The organism is Shewanella sp. AC34-MNA-CIBAN-0136 (assembly GCF_040309945.1).
In the GTDB taxonomy this organism is placed as follows: Bacteria; Pseudomonadota; Gammaproteobacteria; order Enterobacterales; family Shewanellaceae; genus Shewanella.
This window is the reverse complement of the sequence record NZ_JBEOPJ010000003.1, coordinates 313,925-327,221: the sequence shown is the minus strand read 5'-3', so window position 1 is coordinate 327,221 and position 13,297 is coordinate 313,925. Positions and strand designations below refer to the sequence as shown.

Here is a 13,297-nt window from a genome sequence, read left to right as displayed (position 1 = left end):
ATAGATAACCGGGTGCAAACTGACTTGAATGTAAACGTTCAAGTTTATTGCGCTGGTTGATTAAATAAATCCATCGCGGTGCGTGTCATCGCCCTAACCCCAGTGCGAATAGTTAACGGCATAGATAACCGGGTGCAAACTGACTTGAATGTAAACGTTCAAGTTTATTGCGCTGGTTGATTAAATAAATCCATCGCAGATTTTGTCATAGCCCTAACCCCAGTGCGAATGGTTAGCGAATAATCTGGCGCAAACTGACTAGAATGCAAAGACGGCAAGGTATCGCCAGACTCAACACTCGCTTGATACTGGCTAGGTTCTACCCCGCCCAGCCAAAATAAAGTAATCGGACATTTCTCTGCAGTGAGCCCATATAAACCAAAATCTTCGCCAGCCATTACCGGTGGTGCCACCAGCACATTGTCACTGCCTAACTCGGCTTCAATACTGGCTTTAACCTTAGCGGCTAACGTGGGATCGTTATAGGTTGACGGAATGGTTTCATCATCATGCACATACACCACAGGCATAAGGTCATCTGGCAAGCCAGCACTAATCGCGATACCGGTAGTAATACGTTTAATCGCCGCGATTTGCTGCTCACGAACCTTAGGATTATATGAACGCAAGGTCAGCTGAAGCTTCACTTCATCTGAAATAATATTGTGTTTTGAGCCACCATGAATAGCGCCAACAGTAACCACATTAGGCTCTAACGGCGAGACTTCTCGGCTAACAATGGTTTGCAGTGCAAGCACTGTGCGCGCAGCAAGTACCACAGGATCGATAGTGACGTGCGGATAAGCACCATGGCCACCTTTGCCTTTAATGGTAATATCAACCGAATCAACATTCGCCAGGGCATAACCACTTACGGTGCCGACTTTGCCTGCAGGAATTGACGCACTCACATGCAAACCAATAATGCTGTCTGGTGTTGGGAACTGGCTAAACAACCCCTGTTTTAGCATGGCTTTGGCGCCGCCACCGACTTCTTCTGCGGGTTGAGCCACCATCATCAAAGTACCTTGCCAGTCTGCTTTGTGAAGCATCAGTTGCTGTGCAGTACCAATTAAACTGGTCATGTGAATATCGTGGCCGCAACCATGCATAATCCCAACAGTACTGTTGTCCGCATTAAGGGTTGTCACGGTCGAGGCGTACTCTTTTCCCGTTTGCTCAATAATGGGTAAGCCATCAATATCTGCACGGATCATCACCACGGGCCCTTTACCATTTTTGACAATGCCGACCACACCATAACCGCCAAAATTAGCAGTAACCTCAAAGCCTAATTGCTTTAGTTCTTGCGCCATGCGTTGGCTAGTGGCTTTTTCTTGATATGACAATTCAGGGTGTTGATGCAGGTGTAGATATAGTTGCTCAAGCTTTGGTAATGCTTTACTTACAGAGAGATCAAGATCGCTCGCACTAGCAGTAAATGATAACGACGAAGCTGAAAACACTAACGCCAATAAGGGGTACGCAACACGTAAGCAGGTCATATTATTATTCTTAATTGTCGGGATTTGAGTATATTAACCTACCATAAGCTTAAGCCACTTTGTAATGGGTTTTAGGTAACCGCAAGTTAAGGGATAATGTTAGTAGTGGCATAGTGATTAAGTCATTGTGGTCAGAGAAATAATAATAAAGGAAATCAATGACAGTCATTACTGAAACACCAAGACTCATTATAAGAGAATTTACCCTTGAAGATGCACCTGCAGTATTGCATTTTAATGCTCCAGAACAAGTCAGCCTCTATACCGGTGACGCAGGAATGTGCACAACATTAACCGACGCCGAAAACATCATTACCAATATTTGGTTAGCTGAATATCAGCAATACGGTTTTGGCCGTTGGGCTGTGGTACTGAAAGAGACCAAGACTGTGATTGGGTTTTGCGGTTTTAAAAATGAAACTCGTATTAATGCCGTCGATATTGGTTATCGCTTGCACCCTGATTACTGGGGTATTGGTTTAGCGACAGAAGCCAACCTAGCCTGTATCGAATATGCCAAACAACACATGGATTTAGACATCGTCTATGCCGATGTTGTCGATGCCAATAGCGGCTCGATCAACGTGGCCACAAAGTTAGGCATGACATTTCATTCTCAATTCCAACGAGATGAATTTACTTTTAATCGTTATGTCATGTTATTGAACGGCAACTAACGAGCACTTATCTAAGTACTAACGCTAAGCTCTAAATCTAAGCACTAAATCTATCTCAACATCTAAATCTATCTCAACATCTAAATCTAAAAAAACAGCAAGCCAAAAACTAACATGCTGCTTTTTCATTAAAGCTGGCTCTATCGTGCTGGCTTAACATTAGCTTCGTTTCATGTACCGAAATCAAATTAACCTTATAAAATTAGTACCGCTGAGAATAGTATTAAACGTTTTTAGCAATAAAATATAAATTATTTTTAATCAGATACTTACATGAAAAGTTAAATACCATAAAGCTCACACTAAGCCATATCACTCGCCTATAGCCGAGCAAATAACAAAACAATATTAATGACCAACATAGAGACTGCATATGTGTTAGATTGTATTAGTGTATTGCAAGAAATCGATACGATATTCATGGATGAAAGAGCAGCTACAACACTTAAGCCGGTATGTAGTATCACAATGGACTCTCTGAAATTACCCAACCAGTATTTTTCCTTCATTCAAGACTTCAGGTTACATCAGTGCACCATGACGCCGTGCCAATATAACGAATTGATTTATAAAGAATAATAATATCACTTAATTATATGCAATAAATTTAGATGCCATAAAGTTTAGATGTTAATTATCTCGAACTCACCCATTACAGACTGGTGGCCTGTTACCGTATTTCTTCACATACAAACAGCCTGTTTATTGAGTAACAACACAATAAAATAAGAGGTAATTACACTTTTGAAAAATAATACGATTGCGATAACCCCTGAAATGCTGAAGTCTTGGCAAAAAACAGTTGATCTGATTGCCAAAGTCGCTCAAGTGCCTGCATCGTTAATTATGAAACTTCACACTGATGAAATGGAAGTGTTTGTCGCCAATCATAATGCCAACAGCCCATATGCCCCCGGGATGAAAGACATGCTGGGACATAGTTTATATTGCGAATCAGTGATTGAGCAGCAAACAGAATTACATGTCAAAAATGCCCTAGAAGATCCTCGCTGGAGTCAAAATCCTGAGCTTGAATTTGGTATGGTTTCTTATTATGGCGTACCACTCAACTGGCCTGATGGAGAGCCCTTTGGCACCATTTGCATACTAGACCAAAAAGCAAATAGCTACTCCGATGATCTTATTTTGCTGTTAGATTGTTTTCGTCAAAATGTTGAAAGTAATCTAGAAATACTCTACCAAAAAGAAAAGCTGGCTCAAGCCAATTTACAGTTAGAAACTCGTATTGCGCAGCGCACATCAGACTTAGAGCAGCTTAACAGCAATTTAATGCAAGAAATCGATTCACGCATCGCCGCGGAAAAACTATTAGATATTCAACAACGTTTCGACAGCGTCACTGGCTTGCCTAAATTTAGTCAACTCGAAACAGTGTTTAACAACCTGACGAAAAGCGACGCCTTAACCTGTATTTCGGTAACCCATTTCAGCATCACCAACTTAAAAGTCATTCAAGACGGTTTAGGTTATGACATCACTGAAAAAGTACGTAATGTGGTCGCGCAAAAACTACAACATTTTATACCCAATAATACTTATCTTGCCATTGTCAGTGATACGACCTTCTGTATCGTCATCTGCACCAAGAAACAACTATATGGCGATAAGATGGCGACTTTTTGCAGTCGCTTATGTCAGCACTTTAGCCAAGATATTTATGTCGATGAATTACCGTTATCCATTACCACTGCTATGGGAGTCGCATTTTACCCCAACGATGGTAGTGGATTTATGGACCTATCAAGAAAATCCAGCGCCGCGCTATCACATTGTGAAATGGGTAATAACAATAGCTATAAGTTCTTTAACCAAAAAATGGAATCCGAACTGTCTAGTCGTATACAAATGGAATCATTATTAAGAGGCGCACTTAAACGCGATGAATTGTCATTGCATTACCAGCCATTTGTAAGCACTCAAAGTAAAAGTGTTGTTGGCGCTGAAGTGCTTATAAGATGGAACAACCCAACTTTAGGCCAGGTTTCGCCGGCTGAATTTATTGAAATTGCAGAACATTCAGGCAAAATCATTGAAATAGGTTATTTTGTATTAAGAAGCGCTCTGAAACAATTAGCTTACTGGCGTGAGCTATATAATCGCGATTTTTATCTGGCCATCAATATGTCACCCATACAACTAAAAGACAGTTACTTAGTCGATAAGATTGTTAGCTTGCTTGAGTTATACAACATACCCGGCCATTTGCTTGAGATTGAGCTAACAGAAAATGCGTTAATCCACGATGCCGCATACGCCCAGGAAGTATTGAGCAAGTTAAATCAGCATGGGATCCGTTTGTCGTTAGATGATTTTGGTACCGGTTATTCGTCACTCAGTTACTTGCAATACTATCCGTTTAACTCAGTCAAAATTGATCGCAGCTTTATTCGTAATCTTGATACTTCAGAACAGAGCCGACAGTTAGTTAACACCATTATCGCCATGGCAAATAACTTACAGTTGTCGTTAGTGGCTGAAGGGGTGGAAAATCAATTTCAAGCCGATTTTGTGGCTAAGCAAGGGGCTGACATATGGCAGGGTTATCATCTGGGAAAACCGGTAGATGCCAATGAGTTTGCCCAGCAATACTTAATCCCCTCAATGACACCACTATTTTAATCTACTGCATGTGTCGCAAATGGTATCGCAATAGTTTCGTAATAGTTTCGCAATAGTTTCGCACTCAACGAGTACCGTATAAGCCGACCGTTACAAAGTCGGCTTATATGTACTACGGTAAGACATATCACATTTGTAAGCGCACATCTGAGGTCATTTTGGTTGAACACGCCAATACAAAGCCTGCTGCAATTTCGTCAGCCGTTAACGCCATTTTACTAGACGACACAGTGGTGCCTGAAACAACCTGACATTTACACGCACCGCATACGCCTGAACGACATGCGGCAATAATCGGTAATTTTGCCGACTCAATGCCATCAAGTAGGCTTTGGTCGCCAGTTAGCTGCACCTGATTATCACCAATACTCAGCATAAACTGCTCGGTTGATGGATTACTTTCCAACGCAGCTTTCAATCCCATGGCACTACTCGCACCAAAGCTTTCTTGATTGAACTGACTCATATCAAATTCGGCAGCTTCAAGCATTAACTTTACCGCCGCCATGTATGGCTCAGGTCCGCACACAAATACGGTACGCTGTTGATAATCTGGCACTAACTTAACTAAGGTTTCTAAACTTAAGCGACCACTTTCACAACCTGTAGAGGCATGCTTATCAGTCAAATTTTGCTTATTGCCGTCAGACTCTAATACATAATTGAGATTGAAATGTTGGCTGCGTGATGCCATCGACGCCATTGAATTAGCAAACATAATGTCATCGACAGTTTTGGCACTGTGTACAAAGGCAATATCGCTGTCGGTAGTGGTATCGCAAAGCCAGCGCGACATAGAATGCATTGGTGTTACGCCGCAACCCGCGCTTAAGAATAAGTATTTATCGGCCTCAATGTCGACCAAGTTAAATATCCCATCAGGGCCAGTAACCGTCACTTCATCGCCAACATTGAGCGACTCAGTTAAGTAATTAGACACCACGCCACCAGCGATTTTTTTAATCGTGACCACTAATGAAAATGGTCGTGAAGGTGACGATGAAATAGTGTAACTGCGGTAAACCTTGTCGCCATTAATATTTAGTTTAAAGGTAATAAACTGCCCCGGTTTAAAATTAAATTTCACCGGTGTGAGTCCCTGAAAGCGCAAACTGACCACATCATGGGTTTCATTCCATTTTTCAACACAGCAAAGCTGTACCTCGCCTCGTTGCCAGTTATCAGCTGCCAAAAGTGCTTTCGGGGTTGCCAGTGCAGCGGGTTCAACCGTTGGCGTGGTCTCGATAACGGGGGCCTCGCTAACAGGAGTCACCTTTTTAGCCACTTGGGCAGAAAGCGCTTGTGAAAATGAAAAACCGACTGAGGGAGCACTACTCATTTTGATACCTTAACGCAGTAAAAAATACAGTTAGCGATATGAAAATCTCATATCGCCTTTAATCGTTATCGTGCAAATACGTGTAACATAAATGCACGATTTTTATGGCTAATTACGCCACGTTCATCATTGCTTTTAAGTCTGACTCAACATCGGTAGTGCCACGCAAACCAAACTGTTGCTCTAAAATATTCATTAGATTTTCAGATAAAAATGCTGGCGCAGTAGGTCCTGTACGGATGTTTTTCACCCCAAGTGATAACAAGGTTAACAACACTACAATCGCTTTTTGCTCAAACCACGACAACACTAGGCTCAGCGGCAAATCATTAAGGTCACACTCAAAAATATCTTTTAACGCTAACGCTAACTGAATAGCTGAATAGGCATCGTTACATTGGCCCACATCAAGTAAACGTGGCACACCATTGATGTCACCAAAGTCTAATTTATTGAACTTGTACTTACCGCAACCTAAGGTCAAAATAATTGAATCATCAGGCACAGACTTAGCTAAGTCAGTAAAGTAATTGCGCTCTAATTTGTCGCCATCACAACCACCAATTAAGAAGAAGTGCTTAATAGAACCATTTTTAACGTTTTCAACTACGGTGGGTGCTGCTGCCATTAAGGCGTTACGGGCAAAACCGATGGTGATCATGTGGGGAATTTCATCATAAGCAAAACCTTCAAGTTCAAGGGCTTTGTTAATCACTTCGCTGAAATCATCACCTTCAACGTGAGTGACACCAGGCCAACCTACGATACTGCGGGTATAAATACGGTCAGAGTACTCACCCACTGTAGGGTCGATAATACAGTTTGAGGTCATCACTACTGCACCTGGGAAAGTGGCAAATTCTTTTTGCTGATTTTGCCAAGCGCCGCCATAGTTACCGACTAAATGCGCGTATTTTTTAAATGCTGGGTAAGCAAGTGCTGGTAACATTTCGCCGTGAGTAAAGACATTAATGCCCTTGCCTGCGGTTTGCTCAAGAATAAGCTCTAGATCTTTCATGTCGTGACCAGACACTAAAATCGCTTTACCTTTAACAGATTTGGTATTCACTTGTGTTGGCTCAGGATGGCCAAAAGAGGTGGTTTCGCCTAAATCTAACATAGCCATGATGCGGTAGTTTAATTGGCCAATTTCCATCGCAGTAGCAAACAGCTTGTCTGCATCAACAGAATCTTCACCTAAAAATGCCATGATTTTATGAAACTCAGCAGCCACATCAACGTCAGTTTGATCTAATACGCGAGCATGTTCCATATAAGCCGCTGCGCCTTTTAAGCCATATAGGCATAATAAACGTAAGCCTAAAATGTCTTCATTTACGTCTCCGCCGTTAAGCAGTGCAATTGGCGCCTGGGCTAAAATCTCAGGTTTTGATGTAGCAAGTAATAACTCACCTTGACCGCTGACCATTTCTGGCTCGACACCTTGGCCTTTACAAGCAGCAATGTAAGCCGCTTTTAATTGGTCGCGATAGGTTTGTGCCTGGTAGGCATAATCAATTAAGCGTTCATCGTCGAAGTTTACGTTAGTTAACGTGGCAAAAAAGGCTTTAGGCACAAAAGTGTCAATGTCGTTGTCTACAATGCCAAACTCACGCGCTTTAACTGCATAAGCCGACACGCCTTGCAGCATATAGATTAATAAATCTTGAATATCAGACGTCGACGCTAACTTGCCGCACATACCTTGCGAGTAACTACAGCCATTGCCTTCTGGTGTTCTAATGGTTTGCTCACATTGCACACAAAACATAACTCTACTCCTCAAATATTATTCATGTATAAATTTTACATGTTAAGGGCGAGTTTACTCTTTACTCTGTAAATCAAAACCCGTTTTTGACACCAATGTTAGATTTTATGAGCTACATCACCTTCAGCAATTGCTAATATTGATTGGTTTTTTATTGGATAATATCGAGAGAGAAAACGGAGGTTATGGCGCGCTAAAATGATTATCTATCGCGACATAATAAACATGGATACAGGGAAAATAACGTGGCTAGAGTCAGTAAGACATCATTGATTGTATGTCTTACTGACTCTCGTTGATTGACCAAATCAAATGGTGGATAAATTCAATTGACCTCAGTACTAGCCACCATGTCCACCATGGCCTTCATGATGCCCACCATTGCCGTTGCCACACTCATGTACCGTTTGTTGTCCACCAAGAGGGCCAGATTCAATCGCTATAGAGCCTGCATCTTCATACATGACAAATGGTCCGGTGCTAATGTCATCAAGGATTGGATCATCTAAATGACCTAAACAGCTATAACCAACGCGATAGTTCCCTTCGGGTAAATAGCCCATTGCAAAATACCAATCTCCATCCGTAGTTTGTAACAATCGGCTCACCGACAGTGGAGCTGTTAGCCCTGCAGGAGGTGTTGTTCCCATATCGGCCATTTGATCAATAGAAGTGACACTGTCAGGATATAAATAAGCTAAATGATAAAATTCCCCGCCAACAGGAGTGAGAGCCGAATACTCAGTTTCGCAATTGGCAATCCATTGCGGATCAACTTCTCCAATTAAATGGCCCATTTGACTATTATCGACTGACCACATTGCACGATGACGTAATTGGTATTGTTCTTGATCCATTAGCAGACCTTGGTACAAGTTAATTTCCAATGTCATTACACGGTGTTGGTTAGCTATAATCTCAACATCTTCTATTGGCAAATAACCATTTTCAACTTGCAAACTATGACGGCCTTGGCCATCTTCAACGTAACAACCCTCATTGCCATCACCCTGATCAATTGTCACGTGGACATTATGATATTGGCCAACAGGTAGATCGATATTATCAATGGCAAGATGCCTATTCATGCCCTGATAATCGAGCAAATTAAACTCCATATGTTGTAAACTATAACGGTGTATTTCCCCCGCAGCGTCCGTCATAACAAGTTCATTCATCACTAGCCCTAACCGGGACACTCCCGCCATAGGGGCATCAGACACCCCTAAAGAGAATTGTCCTAAAGGGTTAACTTCATCGGTTGTACTATCACTGCCGCCACAAGCGCTCAGCAATAAAACCGAAGATAACATCAATACTGAATAATAAATTTTCATCACACGTCCTCTATGTATTCGAAACATGCTCAGTGTTACTCACAAAGAGGTATCCGCATTTGATCGACATCAACAAACAGCGTTTAAATGAGTATGATTATTAACCTGAAATTAACATTCTAAAATGAATTTATGCATCACCTAGCAATAGCGACACACGCATAAAATATTGCCCCATCACATACAGGGGCAAAATATGAATATCGAACCACAGTTTATTTCCATTTCTACTATAAAAGTCCGTAGAATGAGCCAAAGTGTTAAAGACTTTCAATCAGGATGAATAGATGAAAACCAAACTTAATGCGATCGCATCAGCCCTATTTTTATTACTTGCTCCAGCCGCTATGGCCGCCAATGTTGCTGTTATCACCTTAGAAAATGGCGCCAATGTTCGTCTAAAAGACGACTTCACTTGGGAATACATCATTACCGAAACAGTAACCCAACCAGTGCAAGCCGCTAAAGCCGACATCGCAAAGCAAGCAAACGTAGTAACACAGCCGACCATTGCATCTGCAGCCTCAATAGCAGCAGTAACAACACCTGTTGCAGCACCAACGGTTGCCATGCCAACTGCACCAGCAATGAATACTCAAGCATCAACCACACGCTTAACTGCAGCGGCGTTAGCACAACCAGAGTTATTGGGTAGTACGGCTAAAGACGGCATTAAAATCGCCCTTGCAGACACAAAATGGAAAGGCGATAAACTCGGTTTAGTGTTCGATTTTGACAGCACCAGTAACGAACATGTCACGGTTGTTGAAGTTGAAGTGAGTTTTTACAATGACAACGGTGCATTGCTCAAAACAGAAAAGCTTGAAGCCTGGGAAGCTATATTCCGTATGCCAGAAACTTACCTACGTAATGGTCAACATCGCCAAAGTGATACTATTTGGGTAGAGGGTGTGAATAAGCAGCAATGGCAAAAGCAGTTGATAAGCTTAAAAATTGTTGAAATTGAATCACGCTAATTCAATATCTAATCCTGAACCTAGACACGGAAATAGGTACGAAAATAGGTACGGACGTAAGCGTCAGCACTAGACCCAATACGAGAAATATATTTTAAAATCAATAACAAAAAGCCCAAATGAAATACCATTTCATTTGGGCTTAATTTATGGTGTAGGTTGGTAACCTTAGTTCAATAACTCATGTTCTTTAGGCAGTTGCTTACTAATCCACAATATCAATTTATGTTTACGATTCGGACCATCATCTTTATCTTCGGCTAATGGTTGGATTAAATTGTCTTGCACTAATAATCGATAAATACATTCCACTTTATCTTTTGGCGAAATGCCTTTGCCAAAATCTTCAAAACCACGCTTTTGCGCGTATCCCATGCCAATCTCCATCGCGAGCTTGAGCAGTTTTGTATCGTGTTTACCCGCTTTCATCTATCACCCTCATCGTGCTATCTATTGCTATTAAGCTACGCGAATATCCACAAATTACCACTACAATTACGGCCAAAATGCCGCAAAATCTAACAAACATCACTATTGGCAACTTTAGTTACAATAATTAATCTTAGTTAATACCATTAACCTTTGCGGCAAGCCGCAGGCTTGGTATTGTACTGGGGTTATTACTTTATGTTTTTATTGTCACTATTCAGCCGCACCACACACTTTGAATAGGCATAAAAACACCTAAAAGGGCCAAGACCCAAGGATATTTCAATGCGTAAAACACTTATCACGACTGCAGTTAGTGCTGCACTGATGCTCAGCGCGTGTTCAGAGCAATCAGCAGACACCGCCATGGCAGCCAAAACGACAACAGATGCATCAACAACTATGACTAAAGCGCCTGCCACTGCCGACAACGTACTGTTAACACCAAGCCCTTTACAATACATGGCACCACAGTTCGACAAAATAACAGCCAGCGACTACTTGCCAGCATTTGAGCAAGGCATGAAAGATCACAAAGCTGAAATCGCCGCTATCACCAATAACAGCGAAGCAGCCACATTTGACAATACCATTGTCGCACTAGAAAACACCGGGGCTATTCTAGACCGTACTCAACGAGTGTTTTTCAATCTGTCAGGGCTTATCTCAGACGACAACTTCATCAGTGTTGAAGAACAAATTGTGCCTAAGCTAACGGCACATCAAGACAACATCTATCTTGATGAAAAGTTGTTTGCTCGTATCCAAGCGATTTATAAAAATAAAGCCACATTAACAGGCGAAGACTTACGTTTAGTTGAAGTGTATTACGACCGTTTTGTGCGTGCCGGTGCTGAATTATCAGTCGCAGACAAAACAACAATGCGTGAGCTAAACGGTGAACTAGCCAAATTTGAAACCAGCTTCTCACAAAACGTATTAAAGTCATTTAATGACGACGTGATCGTAATTGAAGATAAAGCCCTACTTGACGGCTTATCAGACAACGACATTGCATCATTAGCTGCTGCCGCTAAAGCTGCTGGTAAAACGGGTTACATGATCACTTTAGTGAACACCACCACTCAACCATTGCTTTCTAGCCTTAAAAACCGCGATATACGTAAACAGCTATGGGAAACCTCAGCATATCGCGCCATGGACACCAACGCGCCGTTAAACATCAAAATTGCTCAACTGCGTGCACAAAAAGCCAAACTATTAGGTTACCCAACATGGGCGGCATACTCGCTAGGCGACCAAATGGCCAAAAACCCAGAAGCGGTTTATGGCATTCTTGACGACTTAGCCCCAAAAGCACTGGTTAAAGCCAAAGTAGAAGCGGCAGACATTCAAGCCGAAATCGTTAAAGACGGTAAAGACTTTACTTTAGAGCCATGGGACTGGGCTTACTACGCAGAAAAAGTGCGTAAAGCCAAATATGACTTAGACGACGGCCAGGTTAAACCTTATTTTGAAATGAATACCGTATTAAACGACGGCTTGTTTTTCGCAATGGAAAAACTGTACGGCATTACCGTAAAACCTCGTACTGACTTACCTGTGTGGCACAAAGACGTCACTGGTTATGAAATCTTTAACAAAGACGGCAGCTCACTAGGTTTGTTCTATCTCGATATGTACGCCCGCCCTGGTAAGCGTGGCGGCGCATGGATGGATGAATACGTTAGTCAGTCATTCTTACAAAATACTAAGCCAGTGGTGTACAACGCACTTAACGTACCTAAACCAGCAGAAGGTCAACCTACTCTGTTAACGTTTGATGAAGTGAGCACGTTATTCCACGAATTTGGTCATGCCATTCACGGTTTATATTCACAAGTTAACTATCCAAGCTTAGCCGGTACCAAAACTGCACGTGACTTTGTTGAGTTTCCATCACAAGCTAACGAAGACTGGAGTATTGATCCACAAGTGCTAGCCAACTATGCCAAACACTACCAAACTGGTGAGCCAATTCCTGCAGAGTTATTAGCTAAAGTGTTAAAAGCACACACCTTTAACCAAGGTTTTGGCACAGTTGAATACTTAGCTGCAGCGTTGCTTGATATGGAATGGCATTCAATTCCAGCTGGCACCGAAATTACCGATGTTGCCGCCTTTGAGAAACAAGCACTAGCCAAACACGGCCTAGACTACGGCCCAATTGCACCACGCTACAAAACCACTTACTTTAGCCACAGCTTCGGCGGCGGTTACTCAGCGGGTTACTATGCGTACCTATGGACTGAAGTGTTTGCTGCTGACTCGTTTGCTTACATGATGGCTCACGGTGGATTAACCTTAGAGAACGGCCAAAAATACCGTGACACTATTTTGTCAAAAGGTAACAGCCAAGATCTAATGCAAAGCTACATCGACTTTGCCGGTAAAAAACCATCAACCGACGCCCTATTAAAGCGTCGTGGTTTAGTACACTAAGTATTATTGTTGATATAAGCCTCTCTTATTGGCAACTCGCCAACAAGAGAGGCAAGCTTGCAATGAAAGCGCTTTAAAGATTTAAAAGGGTAAATATTGTGCAAACGTGAGCCTTTTTGTGTCATTTTGCACATTTGTTGTGCCATCGAACACATCAAGGCTTTACATTTTTTCTAATAC

9 protein-coding genes are annotated in these 13,297 nt (G+C 42.0%); 4 read left to right on the top strand and 5 right to left on the bottom strand.

What is annotated here, in order from left to right; all coding sequences use genetic code 11:
- Positions 1-164: 164 nt before the first annotated feature.
- Positions 165-1,505 carry a M20 metallopeptidase family protein gene (locus AAEY94_RS04860; protein ID WP_350977667.1) on the bottom strand — a complete coding sequence of 447 codons (1,341 nt, stop codon included), beginning with the start codon at positions 1,503-1,505 and terminating at the stop codon, positions 165-167.
- A gap of 158 nt (positions 1,506-1,663) precedes the next feature.
- Between AAEY94_RS04860 and AAEY94_RS04855 the strand changes: the two genes are divergently transcribed.
- On the top strand, positions 1,664-2,182 hold the full coding sequence (locus AAEY94_RS04855) for a GNAT family N-acetyltransferase (RefSeq protein WP_335691278.1): 519 nt from the start codon (positions 1,664-1,666) through the stop codon (positions 2,180-2,182).
- Between the two features lie 744 nt (positions 2,183-2,926).
- A complete protein-coding gene (locus tag AAEY94_RS04850; protein ID WP_162023967.1) occupies positions 2,927-4,822 on the top strand; it encodes a sensor domain-containing phosphodiesterase in 1,896 nt (631 codons plus the stop codon).
- A 127-nt stretch (positions 4,823-4,949) separates the two neighbouring features.
- Here the strand turns inward: AAEY94_RS04850 and AAEY94_RS04845 are convergent, their stop codons facing one another.
- The 3 genes from AAEY94_RS04845 to AAEY94_RS04835 form a co-directional block, all read right to left on the bottom strand.
- Entirely contained in the window at positions 4,950-6,161 is a 1,212-nt protein-coding gene (locus tag AAEY94_RS04845; protein ID WP_350977662.1) for an FAD-binding oxidoreductase, read from the bottom strand.
- A gap of 112 nt (positions 6,162-6,273) precedes the next feature.
- Positions 6,274-7,932, bottom strand: a complete 1,659-nt coding sequence (gene hcp, locus AAEY94_RS04840; RefSeq protein ID WP_101085064.1) for a hydroxylamine reductase — start codon at positions 7,930-7,932, stop codon at positions 6,274-6,276.
- A 341-nt stretch (positions 7,933-8,273) separates the two neighbouring features.
- Positions 8,274-9,269, bottom strand: coding sequence for a DUF4382 domain-containing protein (locus AAEY94_RS04835; protein WP_350977658.1), 996 nt, complete (start codon positions 9,267-9,269; stop codon positions 8,274-8,276).
- Between the two features lie 287 nt (positions 9,270-9,556).
- On the opposite strand from AAEY94_RS04835, the gene AAEY94_RS04830 reads away from it, so the two are divergent.
- Complete coding sequence (locus tag AAEY94_RS04830) at positions 9,557-10,246, top strand: DUF3157 family protein (RefSeq protein ID WP_350977655.1); 690 nt, start codon at positions 9,557-9,559, stop codon at positions 10,244-10,246.
- 168 nt (positions 10,247-10,414) lie between these two features.
- Here AAEY94_RS04830 and AAEY94_RS04825 read toward each other — a convergent pair whose 3' ends face one another.
- Positions 10,415-10,675, bottom strand: coding sequence for a DUF5062 family protein (locus tag AAEY94_RS04825; protein ID WP_011639029.1), 261 nt, complete (start codon positions 10,673-10,675; stop codon positions 10,415-10,417).
- A gap of 285 nt (positions 10,676-10,960) precedes the next feature.
- Here AAEY94_RS04825 and AAEY94_RS04820 point away from each other — a divergent pair, with 285 nt between their 5' ends.
- The gene (locus tag AAEY94_RS04820) at positions 10,961-13,117 is read left to right on the top strand and encodes a M3 family metallopeptidase (protein WP_350977652.1); all 2,157 of its coding nucleotides are present in this window, start codon (positions 10,961-10,963) and stop codon (positions 13,115-13,117) included.
- Positions 13,118-13,297: the final 180 nt, after the last annotated feature.